The sequence below is a fragment of the Psychrobacillus faecigallinarum genome (assembly GCF_014836595.1).
In the GTDB taxonomy this organism is placed as follows: domain Bacteria; phylum Bacillota; class Bacilli; order Bacillales_A; family Planococcaceae; genus Psychrobacillus; species Psychrobacillus faecigallinarum.
The window spans coordinates 225,980-248,794 of record NZ_JACSQO010000003.1; the positions used below are offsets into that span (position 1 = coordinate 225,980).

Consider the following 22,815-nt stretch of genomic DNA (forward strand, 5'->3'; position numbering starts at 1 on the left):
TCCTCTTGAACCATATTCGATTTATGGAATAACTCGCCCCCCTTAGACAGGGACCATGCATTCATCCTTCTCTTCTTTAAACGTTTCCTAGCCATTCACATATAATAAGATGAATAACATTTTAGGAGAGTGGTTCTTTGACACTTTGGATTGATGTGTCTGTTAGCAAGCGTCAGCTAAAGCTTTATGATGCAAGCAAATTACTTAAAACATACCCCATTGCAGTTGGAAAAATTTTAACTCCTACCCCTACAGGCAACTATATAATTATTAATAAAGAAATTGACCCTGGAGGTCCTTATGGAGCGTTGTGGATGGGTCTCTCAAAGCCCCATTATGGCATTCATGGAACTAACGACCCTAGCTCCATTGGTAAAGAGGTTTCGTTAGGTTGTATAAGGATGTACAACGATGATGTTATAGAACTTTCTTCTATGGTCCCTATTCAAACAAATGTATACATTCATAAATGAAAATTTCCAAGTAACTCGCTATATGTTACTAATTACAGACGAAGTGTAAGCCGTATATTAATAAAATTATATCTTCCAATTCACTATGCTAATTAAGTTCCCCTGTACAAATGATCCTACACTTTCCACTTCATCCAATTTCTAAATATATTTTGTAAGTTTCTTCCCTACTTTTGACTTTCAACCCTTTTACCCTATTCCAATTCGTTTTAGCGATTCATATTAGCATATGACTTCTTGTTCCTACTGTTCCTTCTTATTTGTTCCTCTATGATTGTCTACATATCTTTGTTAAATTAACTTTTTCAGTTGTAATGCTTCCTAAATTTTTTTGATAAACCATAGATCACATCACTGTATGTATTTTGTACCTATTACTCCTTTTTAAGTTTACCTCTTGAAAAGAGAGGTAAGTAAATAAGAAAACTCATTTTAGGGATGACGTTTGTTAATTAAGAAAAAATTTCGGAGGTAATATATATGTTTGCTAAAAATAAACGCGCAAAAATCGGCGCTTTTTCATTGATTTCATTAGGCCTGCTTGGTGCATGTGACAATGATTCAACCAATAAAAACGATGAAGGTCCTGAAGATATCAACGTAGAGGAACAAAATATGGAACAAGAAGTGGATAAATAAAAGGTAGAGATAACAGACGAAGAGATAATGGATATGGATAAAGAATATTTTTTAAAAAATTCAATTAATTGGTTTAAGTTTATTCTTTATGGGTATTTAATAAAAGGAAATATTTTGTTTATCCACAGGATTAAATGAATAAAAAGAACAAAAAGTTATTGAATATACTTGAAAAATATTTAAAACATATAATATGTTTCATTTTTTTCAATTAGAAGTAAAAAAAATGTTTTTACATTAAAATGTTTCGACAAAATCCGCCTTTTTTTCTTACTGTGGATAAAATTACACACAGAACTCACACTAGAAGAGTAAGCATTTGAAATTCTTATAAACAGTTTATACACAACTTATCCATACATTACTGTGGATAAAAAGAACGATTGTTCTATCTGAGATTATTTGGTAAAGTATCTATTATAATAATTATTTAATAAGAAGAACTTTTCTCATATATTACTATTTAACTAACAGGAGGAAAAAACATGAGTAAAATGTCAGATGATTTATTATTAGAATCATATTTTACTGCTAAGGAACTAGAACTTTGCCCCGACTTTTTAGCTCTATTAGAAAGCGAAATTCAACGTCGCTCACTCAAGGTTGATTTATAGTTTTTATCTAAAAGTGAAACTTTCTTTCCATTCCTTCGTATATAGTATAAGGTAATACAGTAGACCCATACTATATCAGCTATTACTATTCAACGGAGGTTAATACATTGAAAAAATTGCTCGTCGCTTTACTTACCATCACACTTGTCTTTTCATCTGTCGGTAGCTTCGTCTTCCAAGATGATATTACTGCTGAAGCAAAAAAGTATAAATCCGGAAAAAAAGGATTTAACTCAAATAACAACTCTAATAACACTAATTCAAATATTCAAAAGGATAAAAAAGATGATACAACAGCAACAAACAAAACTACTAACAACACTACTCCTAAAGGAGGATTTTCTGCAGGGGGACTAATGAAGGGTCTTTTTGTTGGTGGTTTAGCTGGATTACTTTTTGGTAGTCTATTTGCTAATATGGGTATCCTAGGATCTGTATTAGGCTTCTTAATAAATGCAGTGGCAATCATTGTTATTATTGTGCTTGCACTTAAAATCTTCAACATGTTTAAAGACAAGAAGAAAAAAGAGGATCCACACACATGGAGAAACTAGTTATACCAGAACAAAATATTATTAATGCTATTTGCGTCCATTTTGGTCGTAAATTTAATACTACTCCTGAAGAGGTTGAAGTAGAACTAATCTTTGATGATGAGGTTGGTTTTTCCGCAGAAGCTTATATAAATAATCAGCAACATAACTTAAGCACATTAGACATTATCGAATCTCTTCGCCAAACAATGAGAGAATTTTTAAATCTAGATCCTATTACTACAGGAATCGAGCTTGTTTTTGATGAAGAAGAGGGAATTATCGCTATAGTAAGCTAAGAAAAAACCGAAGAATCTTTCTTCGGTTTTTTTCTTGGCTTATTTTTCCTAGCACTTATGTTTTTCATTGCACATTAAAAACCGATGGCTAAAATAGCCATCGGCCGTAAAGTTTAATTATTTTTGTGATCCGTTCATTTGTCCTTGAGCTTGAGCTACTAAACGCTTAGTAATTTCTCCGCCAACGGAACCGTTAGCACGCGCTGTAGATTCTCCTCCAAGTTGCACACCGAATTCTTGAGCGATTTCATATTTCATTTGATCAAGAGCTTGTTTAACACCTGGTACAAGTAGTTTATTGTTGTTGTTTGACATTTTTCTCACCTCCTTGTGAGATTAGATTGTGCCATTTGACTTTATTTATACCAACGAAAATAAGAGGAAATTATTGTTATTTTATAAACCACCGAAACAGAAATTTTTTCTTTTTTAAAGAACAGCTTTAATCAAGCATTATTTATTTATCTTTGGTTAAGCTTTTTATAGAAGTCAATCAATTTAATAATTCCTGTTTTTATGAAAAAGTACGAACTATCAAGATAGGAACAATGATATACAGATGCTTTTTTAAGAATATAATAATTGATTTCCACTCTAGACGGAGGCTTTCCGTGGGGTGATCGATAAGCCATCACCGTCGCATACACTCCTGTTGTGATGGTTTTTCTGCCTCACTCATCCCTCCGGAGTCGCCGCCTGGCGCTACTATCAACAAGTATGAAATGTACGTATTTAACTGGTAAAGTGCTATTAAAGTAATTAAATTATTCAATCTGATTTAAGAATGATTTTTATTTAAACGCACTAATTCGCAAGCTACTTATCTGTTTCTAAACTATTTTTAATTCACTCTTAGTACACTTTATATTCTTACATCATGAATTTCCTGCTCCGCCCATAAATCCCCACTATCAGGTAGAAGTTAAAGAAAACAATAGTTTTTAAAGGTTTTTGTAGCTAAAATAACAAAGCATTACCTTTTTAACTTTCCCCTACTATAAGAAGTATATGAGGTGTAAAAGCATATTTAGCAAACTTATTTAGTAATAATGCACGCTTTGTCACCCTATTTCATAACTTGTAGGGAAACGTTAAAAGGAGTGGGTATTAACATGATTAAAGTACAACCAATAGAAATAGAGGGCAATACTTTTATAGCTGTTTCAGTTGAACTTCCTAAAACTAACTTACTTACCGTGTCCAATGATAAAGGTTATATTATGTGTGGGGCACTAGACATAGGATTGCTCAATGAAAAATTGAAGGATCGTCAAATTATTGCAGGTCGCGCAGTTGGAGTTAAAACAATTGACCAGCTTTTAAACGCTCCATTAGAATCAGTTACATTAGAAGCAATAGAAATGGGAATCACTACTGGAATGGTAGGAAAAGATGCATTATTAAGAATGGTCTAGATAGGAAAATGACTTCGAGTAATTAGTAGGACCGGCAAAATGAATCACTTTTTCTTTCAAATAAAAATTGAACAGAATTTATCACTTCCATACCCTAAGGAAGTCGACGCCTTTTTATAAATTTCATTCATTTTTTGGTGTATCACCAATAATAGAAAAAGTGTCAGCAAGGAAATTCCTTACTGACACTCTTTTAAATTTTGCCGAATTAGTTTGTTAATAAGTTATCAATTTCTTCTTTCTTATCTTCGTTTCCTTTTGCTGGCTCCTCTACATCAGCAGGTTTTTCCACTGACGGCTGTGAAGTCGGTGCATCTACGTTAACATACAGTTTACCTGCTGCTTTTTGACGTGTTTCATTCGCAAAGCCATCAACTGTAATAACCTCAATTACCGCTCCATTAGCTACAGTATCAGCTGGTACTGTCCAATAACCTACATAATGTCCATTTCCAGTTTCCATCATTGGAAGTTCTGTAGCATTTTGTACATTACCCACATTTGTAAGCGGCATATGAATAACAAATGTAGATTTTAATCCTGGTTCACTGTCAAATTCAATTTTAACACTACGACCAGTTTTAAGGTTTAAATCAGTCGCTGGTTTCAGATTAGAAATCTCTGGAGCTATGGAGTCAGCAGTAACTTTAATTGTTTTTGTTTCTATGTTTCCTGCTCTGTCCTTCGCTTCTACAGTGATTTCATTTAATCCTTCCTCTAAAAGGACACGTTTAGAGAACTTACCGTTAGTTACTGTTGCAGGTTGTCCATTTACATGAACATACTCTAAATTAGCATCTGCAATTGTACCTTCAACAGTAACACTCTCACGATTTGTTTTCTCGCCATCAACTGGTTTAGTAATAGCTAGTTCAGGCTTTTGAGTGTCTAAAATAACAGTTACAGGAGCAGACTCTCCAGTTTCACGATCATCCAAATTAGAGACAACTGTAAATTCATTTTCACCTTCTGTTAATACTGCATCAATAGCAAATTTACCGTCAGTTCCAACTTCTGTAGATTCTACTACTTCACCATTTTGCTTCAACTCGATTGTTGTAGTTGGTGATGCAGATCCCTCTATTGTAATTTCTTCTTCATTAGTCACTAATCCTTCTTGAGGAGAAGTGATAACTGGGCCAACTACCTCGTAGCTTACACGAGCTCGTATCATGTAGTTACCCTCTGCGGTAGGTGAAGGCGACCATGCACCAGAAACTCCTTGATAGCTTCTGCCAGCATTTGTACCATTTTCATCTGTTCCTAAGCCTGGAGAATTTGGATTTGCAGTCGTTTGACGATAAACCATATAGAAATCTCCAGTTACTACGATGTTGTGTTCTGTTAGGTCAACAACAGTCCATTCACCATTTCGAAGTGCTGTCGCGTCTACAGGACCAGCTAGCATTTTACCTGGTGTACCATCAGCTCCACTTGCATCCCAAACTTCCACTGCAAATGCAGTTCCACCCGGTACAGGCCATTCAGTAGTCCAGAATTTAAACACACCATCTGTTACAATTCCACTTTCTTTTCCTTCAGGAAGTGACATTTTTACAGCCCATGCATTTCCAGCTGCATTAAATGCTCTAGCATTTTCTGCTGTTCCGTCATCATAACCAATTTCCCCACCTGGGTAAGTGTAGAAAGGCTCTAATGCGATATCTTTCGTAATCGGCTCACCGTCAATACTTACAGGAAGTTCTTGACCATGATATCCACGAGCAATAACTTTAAGTGTGTAGTCTCCTACATAAGCAGTGATAGAGTAGTTACCATTCTCATCCGTTACTACAGGAGTAATATTAGCATCCTCTACAAGCAATATAGTTGCTCCAGCGATACCTTCGCCTGTAGCAGAATCTGTAATAGTACCACTAACAGTATTTTGCTCTACTTCATCTAAAGTGAAGTTAGCTGTTGCAGTTCCATCTGCTTCAATCACAACTGATTTTTGCTCAGATGTGAAGCCGTAAGCTTCAGCTTTCGCTGTAAATGTTCCAGCTCCATGAGTCATTGAGTAAGAACCATTTGCCGGATCTGTATAAACAGAGCGACCCGATTCAAGAACACTTACTTGAGCACCAAGAGGTAGCAATGTCGGCACAGCTACATCTTCGCCTACTGGTGGAGCAGCTTTTACTTCAGGTAGGACTGGTTTAATCTTTGTAGGATCTACCGTTTCTTTTTTAGCATCAATATCTTTTTGGTTTTCTCCTTTATTTCCTGCATTTTCAGCATTACCTTTGTTTCCAGCATTGCCTTTTGATACTTTACCTGTTTGAGATACATCCGTTAAGGCAACATCATCAATGTACCAACCGTCTCTTTGTACACTTCCATCAGAAAATGCATTAAATCCAATATAGATACGTTGACCAGCATATGCAGATAAATCAACTTCCGCATCTTCCCAAGCAGTAGAAATTCCCGTAACCATTAATAATTGTTCCCAGTTTACTTGGTCAGTAGAAACAAATACATGGCCGTAATCATAAGCTCTTCCAGAAGATGCTTGTTCAAAGTTATGCCAATGCTTGAACTGAAGATAAGAGTTTCCTTCAGGTAAATCGATTGGAGGTGCTACAAGTGTTGCATTCATGCTGTTTGCATAAAGACCGTCTAGATTAGTAGCATATACTTTTTCACCAGATGCAGCATTTCCAGGGCCAGATGTTGGTACTCCCCATTCCCAGCTATCTTGGTTTCCAAAAGAATACCATCCAGTTGGTTGTGCTTCAAAATCTTCTGAGTAACCAACAGTAATTCCTGGTTTTACTTGTACAGTATATTCATCACTAGTTACTTCGTTATTTCCAAAGTCAGTAACAGTCCAAGTATATTTGAAGGAAGTACCTGTGATTAAATCTCCAGGGACCACTACTGAGTATACTCCAGACTTATAGTCGCCAGATGTGCGACCAGCTTCAATTTCTTGCCATGCACCATTAGCATCTAGGTAGTTTAAAACTACAGAAGAAACACTAATGTTATCTGTAACATTAGCAGTTAAAGTTAAACTCATTCCTTCATAAGTTTCAGCAGGAGCAGAATGTTCAAGTACTGGCGCTTCGTTGTCATCGCCTTCTTGCGTTACTTGTCCTTTTAAAGTACCAAGACCTGTAAGGATTGAGGAAACAGCTGCTTCAGCATCAACTAATCCATAGCCATAGCCATGGTTTGGAACTGCCGTATATTGGGTATCAGTTAATGGAATAGCTGTATTTAATAAAATTTCTTCCATTTCATCTACAGTCAGGTTTGCATTAACTTGTTTAAGTAATGCAGCTACACCAGATACCGCTGGTCCTGACATAGATGTTCCATTCCAACCACCTTCATAGCCACCACCTGGAATGGATGAACGAATGTTCACACCAGGTGCAGAGATATCAGGTTTAATTTCTGCGTATGGAGATGGACCACGAAGAGAGAAATTTGCAACTTTATTATTAATATCGATTGCTCCAGTAGCAAAAGATTCAGGATAGTTAGCAGGTGCTGCTACAGAGCCTGCTCCTCCTGGATTTGTAAGAGTAGTATTACCCGCAGAAAACTCAGGGAAAATTTCTGCAGCACGCCAGTTATTTACAACGTCTCGGTACCACTCGTCAAGTCCTGGTCCGCCACCCCAAGAGTTATTTACTACATCCGGAGCTAAATCTACACGTGTATTTCCATTAGCATCAGTTGGAGCTAAAATCCATTGTGCTGCTTCTAAAAGGTCCGCGTCAGACCCACCAGATGTGGTAAACGCTTTAACAGCAATGTACTTAGCACCTGGGGCAACCCCAATTTGGTTTGAGCCATTTGGTTCGCTACCTACCATTGTTCCAGTTACATGCGTACCATGTTCTAGGTCATCATACGGTGTAGCACGAGCTGCTGAGGTTGCATCAAACCAGTTAAAGTCATGAGACACTTGTCCAGTTGCTTTGTTATAGCCACGGTACTTTTCTTTTAGAGCTGGATGATCCCATTGAACACCAGTATCAATACTAGCAACAACAGTACCTGCGCCATCAATACCCATTTCCCAAACCTCTGGAGCCTTGACCCGTTCAATACTCCACTCTACATTTGCAATTTCTGCCTTAGGCATTACCGCATTTTCTGTTTTAGTGGTAAATAACTGCCGGGTTTCATTTGGAAGTATTTTCTCTACCTCAGGAAAAGTAGCTATTTTTTCGGCAATTTCTTTCGTTGTCGTTACGGACATACCATTAACGATGTAATAGGATTCTAAGTCACTAGCGTTTCCTTTTTCAACTTCCTTCTCAAGAAAATCCATCACAGTTTCTTGAGATTCCATAGAAGTGGACTTTAACTCTGAAACAACCGCTGACCGCTGAACAAGCTTCGTATTATGAGCGGATAGGTTTTTACCTTCGGCATTTTCCCTAGCTTCCGCTGCCACTCCTGCCGTATCAGCCTTTTCTTTAAATTTAATCAAAAAGGTTACTTTTTCATCCTGTTTAAAGCTTTCTAGCAATCTACTACTCAGTTTGTCCTGAACAGATATATTACTTGGACTCGACTCTCTCATAGATTGGTGAAGTTTGCTATTAGCCTCTGCACTAGCCACGTTTGGAGCGATCAGTGAAAATGTCATAAGTATAGATGCTGCGATACTAACGGCTTTAGTACGTTTAGTTCGACTATTTTTTCTACTACTCAACTTCCATTCCTCCTCTGATTTTTACTTCATGTCTTTCCCTGCCCGAACAAATGTCTATACTTTTCTAAAAACACAAAAACACCCTTTCCCCCCTTCCTAATTAATTTAGGCAGAATTCCATGGTGTCTACGAAAGCTCTTGATGTAATTAAAACTATAAAGCAGTAAATATAAATATATTGTCGAAATTTGACACGAATTAGTACATTTTTTCTAATTTGATTGATTAAGACTAATTTCAACTTAATTTACTTAGGTATAAAGAACTTTTTTATTTCATTGAATTTTCATTGTAGGCTGTACTAATCCTTTGATATGTAAGAATTAACCTTTTATTGAAAATTTACATAAAATCTCTATTAACTAAAAAATAATTAAATACTACTATATTATTCTAAATATTTAAAATATTTTAATTGGTAATTTTACTTAAAGGAAAAAAGAACTACTTAACTGTTCAAAGGAAACCCTTTTAGAATATAGCTTTACAGTTTCATAAAAAAGTACAACGATTATTAAGCACTATTTATTAAGAAGTTCTAAATACCTGTAACTCTTAAAATGTTTTATTATAGCTACCATTTCAACAGGATTCTCCATTCCATAATTTTAAGAAGAGCATCTATCTTTCAGAAAATCTGACAAATAATATTTCTCTTAGAAAAATCAAAAGGCGTTAAATACAAGGAATCTCCCTTGAATCTAACGCACTTCTAATATTATTCTACTTTTCAAACGGATTTACTAACGGCCACATACGTACCTTCTTCTTTTTAGAGTAATGTAAAATAGGTTTATCGGACTCGACTGGAATACCTTGAGATGAAAGCAATGTGTTTAAGCTAATATTTGCTTCTGCTTTTTGAAGTAACCAGGGCTGATGCAGAATATCACAGCGACGTAATTCTCCCCTCTTATTGACTGTATATAAGCAATAGCGTTCAGCCATCCATTTTTCAAATGAACTCGCTGGAGCATTATAAGGATCTGAAATTGGTCTGTAGCTACAATTTAATGCCGCTCCACAATTATCTAATCTGTTACTTTTATACTTAATAAAAGGATGATTGTAATCCACTTTCATCTCTGAAGTTACATAAGGTAGATGGTATAACGTCCTTGCCCCTCCTACCACAAGAATATTGCTAGCATCCATACTTAAGAAGTAAACACCAGGTTTTTCATCAATAGTTACATAAGTTCTCACATTAATTTCAGGAAAGTTCGCCAGTCCTGGTAAAGGTGGGACACCTCTCACTCTACTCCCGGTAATACGAAAAGCTACAATACCCACCCAACCTGTTCCATTATAAGTATCTAATGTTAATTCATCAGGTATTAAGCTTTGGAGGACTTTTAAATCTACTGGATAATGAGCAAACAAAAGATTATTCCAAGTTTGTGTTATTATCCAAGGTATATCGGGCAAAGGCCAAAGACGATGACTTTCATCCCATTGAGCTGTTTTATCGCTCAAGAAATTTCCCATGTCTTCTATCCTCTTTTCTTTTTAATTAATATATACCCAATATATAAATGGTTATACAAATCCCCATTTTTCTATGTATTATTAAGAATAAAATGCTATTTTTGTAAAATAAATTTACGCAAAAAAATAGCCCCACTTCTTCAACAGTGGGGCCCGATTTCACTTATGGAAACCAGATGAGAAAAACGAAGGGAGATCTTCTTCAGTGATTAACTGTTTCTCATATCGGTATTATACACCTCTAGGTGAATTTTTAAACCGCTAGTTATTTACATAGAAACCAAAATATTAAAGATAAAAAAATATTGAGATTTTCAATGTAAAAATTATGAATGATATAACGATTTTTTCATTAGCGACTGCCTATAACATCCATTTTTTTGTCCAAAACGACTATAGGCCTTTTTATTAATCAGAAAAGTTTTATTTTAATATTTTTACTGTAACTGTCTTGCGTCCCCAATTAATAGCATCTTCATAGGAAGGCATATATATATCAATTGTATTTCCTTTAATAGCTCCACCAGTGTCCCCAGCAATAGCCTCTCCATAGCCTTCAACCCAAACTTTTGAACCTAAAGGAATAACAGAAGGATCAACTGAAATAACCTTTTGATTTGGATTGGCATTTAAATCGATTCCAGTGGAAGTAATTCCGGAACACCCTTTACAGGAAGCAGTATATGCAGTAGAAGTTACTGTTATCTCTTTTTCAGAGGTTGACGCCACTGGTTTACTTGAACTAGTAGACGTTGAAGCCGCTGGTTTACTTGAATTAGTAGTGTTTGAGTTGCTGCTTGCAGGACTTTGAGCTGCACTTACCTGTGATTGTACTTTGCCTGCACTAACAGCTAATTTGTCTCCAGGATATATTAAATCGTCTATTAGCTGGTTACTAGTCATTAGTTCAGTCACACTCATACCATGCTTGCTGGCAATTCCAGAAATAGTGTCCCCTGAAACAACTGTATAAGTATCAGTGGATTCCCCTAATTTTAATTGTTGAGCTGGGTATATAAGTGTTGTATCGAGATCGTTCCATGCTTGTAAATTTTCCACACTAACATTATTATCTTGTGAAATGGACCAAAGTGTATCGCCTTTTTCTACCGTATGGACACTTGATGCAAAAGCTTGTCCTGCTGTCCCTACTGATAGTGCTGCTATAGCTGTTAGTGCTACAATGTGTTTTTTCATAAAATGAATTTCCTCCTTTTCACTAACGACTCCTAGCATAACACTTAAAGATGTCAAAGCTATTTCAGAATAGTGTTAAAGAGATAATAAATACATGACAGAACCCAAAGGAGTATTACAAATGGTTCCTTACATGAAATCTTTCTAAAAATTTCTAAAAATTATTTTATAAAGAAAAGCGCAAGCGCCTATGTAAGAAAAGCGCAAGCGCCTATCTCTGCCCCGACAAGCAAATGGGGTTATGCCATATAATTTATGAGAAAATCCTAAAAAACATTTCTATACAAAAAAGCACCTTCCCTTAAAAGGGAAGATGCTTGGCTAGAAAGTTTTATTGAAACTATACTTTAATGGTAAAAGCCGCCTTTGCCGTATCTTATATGAAAGTTTTAAACCACCACTCCTCAAAGTGGGTGTTCGCAGAAACCTTCTATGCATGTCTTCATTGTCTAAAAAGAGAACGAAGCTTGTCATTCCGGCTCTATATAAAACTCCCTGTTACAGCATAAAGGTTAAAACTTAATATTCATACGAACAATGCAGCTTATAGTCATATAATAAACCCCTTTTCCCTTAATTTCAAGTGAAATAATTTCTAGTCTTGCCAATTAAGTAAATGTGCTTAGTTAACATTTATGTATAATGGTAATACATACTTGGTTGCGAGGAAGTGAATAAAGATGCCTTATAGTCGCAAAAGAGAAGAATGGGAAGAGGACATAGATGATGAGGAATTGCAGCGCTTGGTTTTAGAAGCTCAAGCCGAAGCTCTTCAAAAGGCTGCGAGAGAAAAAAATAATCCAACTCGAAAGCGTCCTTTTCCAAAATGGATCTTTTACGTAATGGCTGCTGTATTATTCGTGAATACTTTTGGTCTTATTTTTCAAATATACTCCATTCCTGCAATTGAATTTTTAAAAACATCTGCGCGCCTTTCAGCTCAAGATGAAGTTTCGGCAGATAAAAAGGCTGTTGTAGTTGTTTTAACAGATGACAGTAAAGGTACTGGTTTTTCTGTTTCAAGTGAGGGAAAAATTATTACAAATAATCATGTAGTAGAAGGAAATAAAAATGTGACAGTTGGCTTCCCTGAGGCAGGCCGTTTTAAAGCAGAAGTTATCCAAACTTTCCCTGAAATCGATTTAGCAGTTTTACAAATCCCTGACGAAGTTGGTCTTCCATATTTAGACTTGGCAGATAGTATGTCGGCTAAGAAAGACGATCATATTACATTCATTGGAAACCCTCTTCGATTTACAAGTATTGCAAATGAAGGAACGCTTATTGAACCTTATCAATTAGTTGACTGGGAAGTGCCGGTCATGATGATGAAGGCACCAGTTTATAGAGGTAATAGCGGAAGTCCTGTATTCAATGAAAATGGCCTAGTAATTGGTGTAGTTTTTGCTACATTAAATCACGAGGAGCATGGAAAAGTCGGACTTTTTATACCTATAGATGAGTATTACAAGGTAACTAAATAAAGTGAAAAAATATTTTTATGTGAGTTAATCTCGCAAATCCCATCCCTAACCATAGGCAAACGACCCGAATGCGACGATGATGGCTTATCGCTCCCCACGCGGAGGAAGGTATCCACTTAAAGTGGAAATCGATTATACTTTATTCATTGTAAATATATAGATACCATTAATTATTTTTCTATTGTTCGTTTTTACATAAATAGAAATTATGAAATTGATTCAAAAAGAGAAGCCCACCACATAAGGTGAGCTTCTCTCTTTAGTTCAAATATTTTTTTCTCCAGTTCAATCGTTCTTTTTCATTTAACTGTTCTTCTAGAACTTCATCCCACCGATCCGTAAGCGTGTTCCATACTCTTGCAAAGAATAGGTCATCACTTTCGTTATAAACGATGTATTCTAAGCATGGGATGTCATCAATATACAATTCAGAAGATGTAATAATCTCGGAAATGATAATCAGCGGAGCGTCTCCTTCTGTCACTTCAACTTTAGATTCTTCAACCGCTTCTAATAACAACCTATCTTCTAATAGTAGTTTCTTTTTTTCTTCTTTCGCATATCTATATACTTCAAGCAACTCCTCGCCCTCAGAAGCAGGCTTAATCTCTCCTTTTAAAAAGGCTTCGTGGCTAGGACTATACAGGATATTTTGTGTGCCAGGTTCCTGCTCTTCTTCAAAGATCCCCTCTTCCAGCTGCTGGATTCCCTTGCTCGTTAAAGAAATAGAATCCTCTTCCTTCTCTATCAAACCTGATTTCTTCATGACATCTATTAAATCATCGATGAATAAATTCTCTACAAGTAATAGCTCACTAAGCTGCATAGAAGATGTGATGTCTGTCTTTTGAAAGGAAATCAGCATTATTTTCATCAGGACATCCATCTTCGTACGCTTAATACGTTTGTACTCAACCTCAATTGTATGAATTGGAACACACCATAGAAAAGATTCCATTATTTTTAGTTTTGAATTCTGTTGAATTTCCTGCTTCAAACGATTTTGTAATGATTGCATCATTTAACTCCTATTTGGCTCCCTTGATTGATCATTTCAGGATTACGGAAGCCTTCCTTCTCTTTTACAATTCTTTTCAGACGGCCGTACATTTCTCTAGAGCTTTTTTGTTTAGCCCGTTTCGTGAACATTTCTACACTACCGACTAGGATTAACAGCTCTCTAGCCCTTGATAAAGCTACATTTAGTCGTCGGTAATCGTTGGCAAACCCGATATCTCCACTCTTATCTTGGTTGTTTCGTACCATACTCAATATGATGACGTCCATTTCCATTCCTTGAAATTTATCGACTGTTCCTGTTCTAAAATTTAAATGCTTTAAGTTCAATTCCTGTTGGATGAGACGATCAATTCTTTTTACCTGTTCCCCATAAAAACTAATGACTCCTATGCTTTTCTTTTCATGTTGCTCCATTTTTCCCTCTGCCTTAGCGGTTTCTGTTGCTTTATTCAAATCAATAAGAATTTTTCTAATGGAATCGAGCTCCGCCTGATTGAAGCGACTCTTACCGTTTTTCATACGTTCTTCAAAGTATCGCTTCTCATTAGGCATGTCCACCCAAAGAAGATGGTCTTTTCTTTTAACTATATTTGAATCCAGCAAATGATCGCGCATTGCATCTGAATCAGATAGACCGCATTGTAATCGGTAATTTTCTTCTTCATAGAATGGAGTAATGGTTTCCATAATACTCTCATGCATTCGATATTGAATGGCAAGCATGGTTTTATTGCTTTTAGGCAGGTTTTTGAACAATCGTTCGAATAGAGACTCCTTCAACAGCTTTTTCAATTCCTCTTTTTCTTCCAAGCTGTCACTCTCTTCCAAAATAGCCTGAAGAGTCTCATCCAATGTATCCTCCCCAACAAGTGGTGGTAGCTGATGATGGTCGCCAACTAGAATAATCTTCTTGCCCTTGAGCATAGGCAGTAGCAATTCCGGCGGGGTCGCTTTCGAAACCTCGTCAATAATCACTACATCGAAGGTTGGGTAGTTTTCCATGAATTCCTTACGTGCCGAAGCTACACAAGTTGTACCAATTACATTTGCATGACGGACATATAATTTACGGATTTCCTCTAAATCATGGTCATTCGCATCCTGTAGCAAGGAGTACCATTCGGCTTGAAGAGCTTGTGTAACCGGCAGACTATCCAATTGCTGTTTAAGCTTTCCTGCCTCTTGGACTAGTTCTACCATCTTTTCTTTAGATTTTTTTAAAGCCGTTTCTGGATTTTGTAGAATAATTTCATCCAAAGCCTTTAAATGTCTTTCTTGCTCCAAGCCCTGTGCATTCACTTTCTTGCTTTCTAATTCTTTTTCTTGGAGAATTGTTTCCTTCTCTATAACTTGAGTGTTTATGTTCTCCCAGTCACTCTTTTTATGAACGAGTTGTTCCATATAGGATGAAATCTTTTCAAATGTACTGGTAAGTATTTCTCGCTTCTTCTCCATGTCTGATAAGCTAGAACTCAATATGGCTAACATTGGAATATTTTCATACATCTCTATATCTTTATAAGTTTGTTGAATTTTTTGTTCTAACATTGCAAGACGATTCTTTTGAGTTGATCCCATATCGATTAATGTATTTGTCTGTTTTTGTAGAATGATTAATGCATTGTCCAATTCGCTACCTACTTGTGTTTTAATAGCTTGATACTTAGAAATAGAATTGTTTTTTGAAAATTGTACATTTGCTTGCTGCTTCAATACGTATTTTTCTCGAACGTACAAGCCCTCAAGTAAAATAGCTAATTTTTCAGTAGTAAGCTCATCCTCATCTGATGTCATAATATGCTTCAGTCGGTTCATAAATTGATGAATCTCTTTCACTGTATAGGTTGAATCAAATACGACTCCACTTCTTCCCATATTATTTTTTACATTTTCAACAGGGAACTTATACTTTCTTAACAGTTTTTCGATAAACTCGATTGCTGATCGCAATCGAGCATATAAATCTTGCCAATCCGCAGAAGATTTAATATTCTCAATCAACACATCTAGTTCTTCTATCTGTCGTTTTACAAGAGATGAAGGTGTAATTTCACAAAGCTCCATTCTCTCTTTCAATTCATCAACCTTACGAATTGTCTCAATTTCTTTCCTAAAAGTTTCTAAAGCCCCCAATTTCTTATGGAGCAGGTGATATTGTTCTCTCGTTTCTTCTATTTCTTTTTGTGTTCTCTGTAAGGAATCCATTGTCTCTTTAAACAAGATTTTTTCATGTGCATTTTCTATTTCTTTTGTCAGCTGACCTATTAGCTCAGTTACCTCTTGGGCAGTTGGATTTTCTTCTACGAATTTATCCATTTTTTCTATTTCTTCAGCCAGCTGTTCCGAGCGAGTACGAAGAGGTAGCAAGGAAGCCTCTATTTCTTCTCGTTCCTTTTTTAACAATACCAATGCTTTTTTTAGCTTTCTTATTTCATTATTATGTTCATCGTGCTTAGCCTGTGCTATGACTTTTCTTTCGATAGCTTCCTCTAAGCGTAGTTGCTCTTCTTTAATACTTTTCTCTTCTGAATAAATGTCGGCTAGTTGTTGCTTTAGAGTTTCCTCTTTAGAAGCTTGTTTCTCTAGTTCAGCCTTCAGTGTGGCTAGCGTTTGCTCTTTCCAATACTGGCCAACATTTTCTTCTATAAATCTTTTCCCTTCCTCTTCTATACTTTCCGTTCGGCCAAAACGCAAGATACGTATCTCTTTATTGGAAAGCAGTCTACTCAGAGCATTGTCTACTGCTAAGTTGGACTGTGATGCTACAAGTGTGCGAAGCCCTGCTTTAGCATTTTGCTGACATATTTCGGAGATAACTGTTGTTTTACCCGTCCCTGGAGGACCTTGTATCACGTAAAGATCCTCTGCTGACATTGCCCCAACAACTGCTTCCTGTTGAAACTCATTTAGGCGGTTATGAAATTCAAGTTCCTTTTGTTTATTTGTAATCCTAATAGTAGGGCGGTCCTCAAACAGAATTTTTTCAAGATTAGCATTTGCTGCCAAACCATTTTGCAGGTCTTCAAAACCCTTTCGCAGTCTACGTATTTGACTTAAAGTCGCAAAATTACTAAAGACCACTTCCTTGATCTTAGGGTGTAAACTATTTTTTCTTGCCATTTCTCTATATTTCGGTCTTAGCTCTATCTCAATTATATTCTTGCCACGGTCTGCCTTTAGAACATCACCTATATCATTTTGATAACCTTTAAAGCTAATACTTAGACCTTTTATTTTGTTCCATTCGTCCCCATTCACTTCACTGCCCATTAAAGAAACTCTACTAAAGTCTTCATTAAACTGAATTCTAGAAAAACTAGCAGTAATATCGGCAATATCGGCGTTTCGTTCCTGTATTTTTAAATAGCCTTCCCAGCTCGAGATCCGCTTTTTAACATATTCGGAGCGTTCTTCTGCCACAGGCAGCTCCCTTATTCTTGTATGTAGTTGTATAGGGAGTCCTGCACCATTATTTTTTCCGGTGACAAATGTAAGGCTTACCGGTAGTCTTCTATTCGTTTGGATAGGAACTCGAGCACCTCTTAAATGGAATCCAGTCGCCAAAAAACCATTATTCTGTAGCACACAGTCCATTACAGCTACTTTTCCACCAAGTTTTTCTGTAAGTGCGACATTCTCTATGTTGTCAAAATATAATGTAATAGATATATTTCCTTGATTATTAACTGGACGTTTCTCAATATAAACACGAAACTCTCTTTGTATATTAAAAAAGTCATGTTCATCAGTTGACCATTCCTGGATTCCTTTGCGAGCATTATTCGTTATCATCAGGTTGCAGCGCATTGTTTTTTCTAGGGTTGAAGCATTACTCATGAACAGACCTCCTTGGTTATTTTTTTAGTCCAACTTATATATGTTAGCATTTTTTAAGGAAATCTTAAATTATCATTTACCAATTTAATTTGGTGATATTTAGAAATAAACATTTTAGTAAAAAATTATTTTAAATAAATCCTTCTCAAAAATACCGCTATGCCCAATAACCTGAGGTTCAATCCTTTCCAAGGAAAGGTGGAATTAATAAACTAATTTTAGAGCAACAATTAAATTTAAAGCTTTAAATATTATATAAATATATTTTTAGAAAAATGTAAATTTTGTGAATTTTTTATTGATATTTAGATTATTTTTCCCTATCATTAAATATACAGTTTTCTAACTTAATATTCGGAAAACTAATAAAGTTATAGGAGGAAGGAAAATGCCAAAGAAAGCTGGAAGTGTATTAGACCCTGCTAGTCCTCAAAAAAACTCTAAAAAAATGAAGAAAAGTGGAACTGAGCCACCACTTTACAACTATGAAGCTATCGCACAAAGCCCGGATTTTAAAGCTTTAAAAAAGAAAAAAAGAAACTTTATTATTCCTATCGCCGCTTTCTTTCTGCTATTTTATATTTCTTTACCCATTCTGACTTCTTATACAACGATATTGAATAAGCCAGCCATTGGAGATATTACATGGGTTTGGGTGTTTGCCCTCGCTCAGTTCATAATGACTTGGGCTTTATGTATGATTTACGTGAGCAAAGCTAATGGATTTGATAAAGATGCTGAAGCAATAATTGAGAAAGAAAAGGCTGGTGACTATGTATGAATATGAGTGGAGTTGGTCTAATATTTTTTGTAGGAATTGTAGCTTTAACCTTATTTGTAACATATATTGCCTCCAAAAGAACAAACTCTGCAAGTGAATTTTACACAGCAGGTGGAGGATTGACTGGCTGGCAAAACGGTATAGCCATTGCTGGAGATTACCTCTCCGCTGCATCGTTTCTTGGGATCGCTGGTGCTATTGCTCTCTTTGGATTTGACGGTTTCTTCTACAGTATAGGTTACTTAGTAGCATACTTAGTAGTTCTTTATATTGTTGCCGAGCCACTTCGAAACCTTGGACGCTACACGCTTGCAGATATGATTACAGCACGCTTCAACCAAAAGAAAGTTCGAGGGGCCGCAGCGATAAGTACAATTACGATTGTTTTGTTTTATATGATTGCACAGCTTGTTGGTGCAGGGGCACTTATACAATTATTACTAGGCATTGACTATTGGGTTGCTGTATTAATCGTAGGTACTATGATGACAATCTATGTTCTTTGGGGTGGAATGGCAGCTACGAGTTGGGTACAAATTATCAAAGCAGTTCTGTTAATGATTGGGACGGTTGTCATTTCATTTTTAGTATTATTGGAGTTCAACTTTAATATATTTGGAATGTTCACTGAAATGAAAACGGTTACAGCGCAAGGTGAAAATTACTTAAATCCTGGTGTCAAATATACGAATGGCTTGGATACCATTTCTATGATGATTGCTTTAGTTTTAGGTACTGCTGGCTTGCCGCATATCCTTATGCGCTTCTTCACTGTAAAAGATGCAAAGACAGCTCGCTCTTCTGTTGTATATGCCACTTGGATTGTAGGTATCTTCTATGTGCTTACTATTTTCTTAGGCTTCGGGGCTGCGTATTTTGTAGGTGCTAGTGACATTATGGCAGCAAACTCGGCAGGAAACATGGCAGCGCCATTACTAGCAAAAGCACTTGGCGGAGACTTTCTCATGTCCTTCGTGTCTGCAGTAGCCTTCGCAACCATTCTTGCTGTTGTAGCAGGCCTTGTTTTATCAGGGGCATCTGCATTTGCTCATGATATTTATGGACAAATTATCAAAAAAGGTAAAGCAACAGAAAAAGAACAAATGAAAGCCGCTCGTCTTGCATCTGTTGGAGTTTCTGTACTTTCTATCATACTAGCTTTAGGTGCGCAGACGATGAACGTAGCATTTCTAGTTTCTCTTGCTTTCTGTATTGCGGCGAGTGCTAATTTACCTGTTATCATCTACACCATCTATTGGAAAAAATTTAACACTACTGGTGCTATGACTGCGATTATTACAGGTCTGGTAACTGCTCTAGTATTAGTTTCTTTGAGTCCAAACCTATGGGGAACAGACGGCACACATCTTTTCAATGGCACTGCTCTTTTCTCATTGACTAACCCCGCAATTATTTCAGTACCAGCGGGCTTTTTAGGTGGATTTGTAGGTGCCTTGATTGGTGCCAGGGCAGATCAGAAAAAATATGCCGAGGTGGATGTCAAAGCAAATATTGGTTTAAAATAATGAAAAGGCGAAGAGATAAAACTCTTCGCCTTTCTTTATTGTCTTAACGTGCGTCAGGAAATATACGATCAACTGTATCACGGAATTCATCAAAGAACCCTTCTACTGGTTCACCTTCTCTGATCTTTGTTCCGTACTCTTCCATTTTACCAACAAAATCAGGATCTAAAGAAACGTATACGTTTTCAAAGGTTAAATTACCTTTACCTTCTTTGGCTTTATCAGAAATACGAGTTTTTATATCCTCGCTCTCTTTCACTCCGTCCTTTAGCCTTACTGCAACATACGCATTTGTGTCCGTCACTAATACGTGAGCCGCATCCACTTCATCCAGTTCCGCAACTTTTGCTGCCACATCATCTGCTACATCAACTTTTTGGTCACCATTAGTGGAAACATCTTTTCCTTTTTCATCTCCAATATCTCCGTCATTACCAGTGTCAACAGTTGCATTTGGATCCATATTCTCATCTTTGTTTGTATCTGTTGTCGTTGTATCGGTTGTTGTGTCATCCTTCTTATCATCATTTCCACAGGCTGTTAGAAAACCGATTATAAGAATAGCAATTAATATTTTCATTTTTTTAATCATTTTATTTTCTCCTTTTCAATAAATTATTACAGTTGTATGATGTGAATTAATCTACACAATATACACCCAAACAAAAAAATAGATTATTTAAATAATTTAAAATATACAAGTTATAATCTGTTATAATTTTTAGAGATGAAGAATTCTAACCTTTTCTAAACTGATAATATAGTTAAAAATTTTCTTTTAGCAGCGTTATTACTTATCTATTTACTATGCAAAAAAAAATATAAAAGAGGTGTTGTTATGAATACTGTTCTATTGGAAAGCTTAGAAGCTAGCTACGACGACATGGTAACGATTAGAAGGTATTTACATATGCATCCTGAGGTATCCTTTCAAGAAGTACAAACTGCTAAATATATTCAAGAATTTTATTTACAGCTTGGTATACCTTTCGATGCCAATATCGGTGGAAATGGTGTCGTGGCAAGAGTTAAAGGCTCAAAGACTGGAAAGACTATTGCTCTACGGGCCGACTTTGACGCTCTACCTATTCAAGATGAAAAGGATGTTCCATACAAATCTACCGTTCCAGGTGTAATGCATGCCTGTGGTCATGATGGACACACTGCTGCTTTACTTATACTTGCCCGTACACTCAATGAGATAAAGGAAGAACTTAGCGGAGAATATGTATTTATACATCAACATGCGGAGGAATATGCTCCAGGTGGAGCGAAGCCAATGATTGAGGCTGGTTGTTTAAAAAATGTAGATGTGATTTTTGGTACACATTTGTGGTCTCAAACACCTCTTGGTACGGTCGCCTACCGTTCTGGTCCTATCATGGCTGCAGCTGATCGTTTTATCATTAAAATTCAAGGTCGCGGTGGTCACGGTGCTAATCCGCATGATACGAAAGACGCCATCCTAGTTGCTTCTCAGCTAGTAGTAAATTTACAGCAAATAGTCTCTAGAAGAGTTAATCCCACGGAGTCTGCTGTCCTTTCTGTCGGCTCATTTGTGGCCGACAATGCATTTAACATTATAGCCGATTCCGTAAAATTGAGTGGGACCATAAGAACATTTACACCTATTGTAAGAGACTTAATGGAAAATGAGTTACGACGTGTGTTGGAAGGCACTTGTATGACAGCTGACTGCACTTATACGCTCACATACGAAAGAGGTTACCCTCCAGTTATTAACCATAAAGAAGAAACAGAATATCTTTCCTTAATAGCTAGACAGATTCCTGATGTTAAAGAAGTAGTAGAATCTGATCTTTTAATGATTGGCGAAGATTATGGATACTACCTTGAACAGATCCCAGGAACATTTTTCTTTACTGGAGCGATGCCCAATGGAGATGTATATCCTCATCATAGTCCAAAGTTTGACTTTAACGAGAAGGCGATGCTAACAGCAGCTAAAACTTTGGGGCTAGCAGCTATTAGCTACCAGGAACAATAAATGTAAGTAAAAAACTTTGCCTAAAGCAAAGTTTTTTTAAATAAATTTTTAGCAGATCAGCTCAATAGTTTTAAAATTTCCAATTTTCGATACAACACGTTAAAATATAAAAGAATGGGTAATGTTAAAAAAATTACCATTTAATGAAACTTTTCCAACGTTAATTACGTAAAATTAATTAAATTCAGAAATTAGGGAGGTTTGTTTATTAATGGCTATTAATCTAGTAAAGGGACAAAAGATCGACCTTACTAAAGGAAGATCTTCCTTAAAGAGTGTAATGGTAGGACTCGGCTGGGATCCTGTCAGTCAAAAGAGTGGTGGGTTTTTAGGAGGTCTTTTTGGTGGAGGTTCTAGTGGTGCTGCAATAGACTGCGATGCTTCTGTTCTGCTTTTAAATGAAAATAATAAGCTCTCGTCTAAACAACAATTAATATATTTCGGAAACAAAAGTTCTAATAATGGAAGCGTCGTACATACCGGTGACAACCGTACCGGAGCTGGGGATGGAGACGATGAAATTATCAACGTAAACCTTAAAACGGTTCCAAGTTCCGTTCATAAGCTATTGTTTGTCGTTAATATTTATCAAGCAAAACAACGTAAACAAGACTTTGGCTTGATTAAAAATGCATTTATTCGTTTAGTAGACAATGATACAAAACAAGAACTGGTGCACTATAATCTATCAGACAATTATTCTGGAAAAACTTCACTTTTCCTAGGTGAACTGTATCGCGCTGGAGAAGAGTGGAAATTCTCTGCAATTGGAGAAGGAACAACCGACTCTGATATTACATCTATTGCAAACAAATATTTTTAA

At 36.3% G+C, this 22,815-nt stretch carries 18 protein-coding genes and 1 other RNA gene; 11 read left to right on the forward strand and 8 right to left on the reverse strand.

All coding sequences use genetic code 11. From position 1 onward, the window contains the following. Positions 1 to 137: 137 nt before the first annotated feature. The 5 genes from H9650_RS08685 (at position 138) to H9650_RS08705 (ending at position 2,558) form a co-directional block, all read left to right on the forward strand. Positions 138 to 473: a L,D-transpeptidase gene (locus H9650_RS08685; protein WP_144538506.1), complete on the forward strand. Its 336-nt coding sequence runs from the start codon at positions 138 to 140 to the stop codon at positions 471 to 473. 480 nt (positions 474 to 953) lie between these two features. Next, positions 954 to 1,112, forward strand: a complete 159-nt coding sequence (locus H9650_RS08690; protein ID WP_154311746.1) for a hypothetical protein — start codon at positions 954 to 956, stop codon at positions 1,110 to 1,112. A gap of 485 nt (positions 1,113 to 1,597) precedes the next feature. After that, positions 1,598 to 1,726 (forward strand): sporulation histidine kinase inhibitor Sda, encoded by a 129-nt coding sequence (gene sda / locus H9650_RS08695; RefSeq protein ID WP_144538505.1) that lies wholly within the window; start codon positions 1,598 to 1,600, stop codon positions 1,724 to 1,726. Positions 1,727 to 1,833: 107 nt separating this feature from the next. After that, on the forward strand, positions 1,834 to 2,280 hold the full coding sequence (locus H9650_RS08700; protein WP_144538504.1) for a hypothetical protein: 447 nt from the start codon (positions 1,834 to 1,836) through the stop codon (positions 2,278 to 2,280). Further along, positions 2,268 to 2,558 (forward strand): DUF2653 family protein, encoded by a 291-nt coding sequence (locus tag H9650_RS08705; RefSeq protein WP_144538503.1) that lies wholly within the window; start codon positions 2,268 to 2,270, stop codon positions 2,556 to 2,558. The genes H9650_RS08700 and H9650_RS08705 overlap by 13 nt, the downstream gene beginning before the upstream one ends. 117 nt (positions 2,559 to 2,675) lie before the next feature. Here the strand turns inward: H9650_RS08705 and H9650_RS08710 are convergent, their stop codons facing one another. Beyond that, positions 2,676 to 2,873 carry an alpha/beta-type small acid-soluble spore protein gene (locus H9650_RS08710; protein WP_144538502.1) on the reverse strand — a complete coding sequence of 66 codons (198 nt, stop codon included), beginning with the start codon at positions 2,871 to 2,873 and terminating at the stop codon, positions 2,676 to 2,678. Positions 2,874 to 3,670: 797 nt separating this feature from the next. On the opposite strand from H9650_RS08710, the gene H9650_RS08715 reads away from it, so the two are divergent. Further along, positions 3,671 to 3,973: a YunC family protein gene (locus H9650_RS08715; protein ID WP_144538501.1), complete on the forward strand. Its 303-nt coding sequence runs from the start codon at positions 3,671 to 3,673 to the stop codon at positions 3,971 to 3,973. A 208-nt stretch (positions 3,974 to 4,181) separates the two neighbouring features. Here the strand turns inward: H9650_RS08715 and H9650_RS08720 are convergent, their stop codons facing one another. The 4 genes from H9650_RS08720 to ssrS form a co-directional block, all read right to left on the reverse strand. Then, entirely contained in the window at positions 4,182 to 8,585 is a 4,404-nt protein-coding gene (locus H9650_RS08720) for a S8 family peptidase (protein WP_154312362.1), read from the reverse strand. Between the two features lie 789 nt (positions 8,586 to 9,374). Then, the gene (locus H9650_RS08725; RefSeq protein ID WP_191697006.1) at positions 9,375 to 10,139 is read right to left on the reverse strand and encodes a YqjF family protein; all 765 of its coding nucleotides are present in this window, start codon (positions 10,137 to 10,139) and stop codon (positions 9,375 to 9,377) included. Between the two features lie 423 nt (positions 10,140 to 10,562). Continuing rightward, positions 10,563 to 11,336 (reverse strand): 3D domain-containing protein, encoded by a 774-nt coding sequence (locus tag H9650_RS08730; RefSeq protein ID WP_191697007.1) that lies wholly within the window; start codon positions 11,334 to 11,336, stop codon positions 10,563 to 10,565. Between the two features lie 353 nt (positions 11,337 to 11,689). Continuing rightward, positions 11,690 to 11,885, reverse strand: a non-coding RNA gene (ssrS, locus tag H9650_RS08735) — 6S RNA. A gap of 131 nt (positions 11,886 to 12,016) precedes the next feature. On the opposite strand from ssrS, the gene H9650_RS08740 reads away from it, so the two are divergent. After that, complete coding sequence (locus H9650_RS08740) at positions 12,017 to 12,820, forward strand: S1C family serine protease (RefSeq protein WP_144538498.1); 804 nt, start codon at positions 12,017 to 12,019, stop codon at positions 12,818 to 12,820. A 259-nt stretch (positions 12,821 to 13,079) separates the two neighbouring features. On the opposite strand, the gene H9650_RS08745 is transcribed toward H9650_RS08740, so the two are convergent. Beyond that, complete coding sequence (locus H9650_RS08745; RefSeq protein WP_154311752.1) at positions 13,080 to 13,838, reverse strand: hypothetical protein; 759 nt, start codon at positions 13,836 to 13,838, stop codon at positions 13,080 to 13,082. Next, a complete protein-coding gene (locus H9650_RS08750; RefSeq protein ID WP_191697008.1) occupies positions 13,838 to 17,677 on the reverse strand; it encodes an AAA domain-containing protein in 3,840 nt (1,279 codons plus the stop codon). Before H9650_RS08750 ends, H9650_RS08745 begins: the two co-directional genes overlap by 1 nt. Positions 17,678 to 18,125: 448 nt before the next feature. On the opposite strand from H9650_RS08750, the gene H9650_RS08755 reads away from it, so the two are divergent. Further along, positions 18,126 to 18,458: a DUF485 domain-containing protein gene (locus tag H9650_RS08755; protein ID WP_144538589.1), complete on the forward strand. Its 333-nt coding sequence runs from the start codon at positions 18,126 to 18,128 to the stop codon at positions 18,456 to 18,458. 2 nt (positions 18,459 to 18,460) lie between these two features. Continuing rightward, positions 18,461 to 19,984: a solute symporter family protein gene (locus tag H9650_RS08760; RefSeq protein ID WP_154312364.1), complete on the forward strand. Its 1,524-nt coding sequence runs from the start codon at positions 18,461 to 18,463 to the stop codon at positions 19,982 to 19,984. 43 nt (positions 19,985 to 20,027) lie between these two features. On the opposite strand, the gene H9650_RS08765 is transcribed toward H9650_RS08760, so the two are convergent. After that, entirely contained in the window at positions 20,028 to 20,576 is a 549-nt protein-coding gene (locus tag H9650_RS08765) for a YhcN/YlaJ family sporulation lipoprotein (protein WP_144538495.1), read from the reverse strand. Between the two features lie 246 nt (positions 20,577 to 20,822). Between H9650_RS08765 and H9650_RS08770 the strand changes: the two genes are divergently transcribed. Both H9650_RS08770 and H9650_RS08775 read left to right on the forward strand, forming a co-directional pair. Continuing rightward, positions 20,823 to 21,992, forward strand: coding sequence for a M20 family metallopeptidase (locus H9650_RS08770; protein ID WP_151111539.1), 1,170 nt, complete (start codon positions 20,823 to 20,825; stop codon positions 21,990 to 21,992). 211 nt (positions 21,993 to 22,203) lie between these two features. After that, positions 22,204 to 22,815, forward strand: a complete 612-nt coding sequence (locus H9650_RS08775) for a TerD family protein (protein WP_144538493.1) — start codon at positions 22,204 to 22,206, stop codon at positions 22,813 to 22,815.

Coding starts and splice junctions, on each gene's coding strand:
- H9650_RS08690 (WP_154311746.1), top strand. CDS start 954: ATGTTTGCTAAAAATAAACGCGCAAAAATCGGCGCTTTTTCATTGATT.
- sda (WP_144538505.1), top strand. CDS start 1,598: ATGAGTAAAATGTCAGATGATTTATTATTAGAATCATATTTTACTGCT.
- H9650_RS08705 (WP_144538503.1), top strand. CDS start 2,268: ATGGAGAAACTAGTTATACCAGAACAAAATATTATTAATGCTATTTGC.
- H9650_RS08710 (WP_144538502.1), bottom strand. CDS start 2,873: ATGTCAAACAACAACAATAAACTACTTGTACCAGGTGTTAAACAAGCT.
- H9650_RS08715 (WP_144538501.1), top strand. CDS start 3,671: ATGATTAAAGTACAACCAATAGAAATAGAGGGCAATACTTTTATAGCT.
- H9650_RS08720 (WP_154312362.1), bottom strand. CDS start 8,585: ATGACATTTTCACTGATCGCTCCAAACGTGGCTAGTGCAGAGGCTAAT.
- H9650_RS08725 (WP_191697006.1), bottom strand. CDS start 10,139: ATGGGAAATTTCTTGAGCGATAAAACAGCTCAATGGGATGAAAGTCAT.
- H9650_RS08730 (WP_191697007.1), bottom strand. CDS start 11,336: ATGAAAAAACACATTGTAGCACTAACAGCTATAGCAGCACTATCAGTA.
- H9650_RS08740 (WP_144538498.1), top strand. CDS start 12,017: ATGCCTTATAGTCGCAAAAGAGAAGAATGGGAAGAGGACATAGATGAT.
- H9650_RS08745 (WP_154311752.1), bottom strand. CDS start 13,838: ATGCAATCATTACAAAATCGTTTGAAGCAGGAAATTCAACAGAATTCA.
- H9650_RS08750 (WP_191697008.1), bottom strand. CDS start 17,677: ATGAGTAATGCTTCAACCCTAGAAAAAACAATGCGCTGCAACCTGATG.
- H9650_RS08755 (WP_144538589.1), top strand. CDS start 18,126: ATGAAGAAAAGTGGAACTGAGCCACCACTTTACAACTATGAAGCTATC.
- H9650_RS08760 (WP_154312364.1), top strand. CDS start 18,461: ATGAGTGGAGTTGGTCTAATATTTTTTGTAGGAATTGTAGCTTTAACC.
- H9650_RS08765 (WP_144538495.1), bottom strand. CDS start 20,576: ATGATTAAAAAAATGAAAATATTAATTGCTATTCTTATAATCGGTTTT.
- H9650_RS08770 (WP_151111539.1), top strand. CDS start 20,823: ATGAATACTGTTCTATTGGAAAGCTTAGAAGCTAGCTACGACGACATG.
- H9650_RS08775 (WP_144538493.1), top strand. CDS start 22,204: ATGGCTATTAATCTAGTAAAGGGACAAAAGATCGACCTTACTAAAGGA.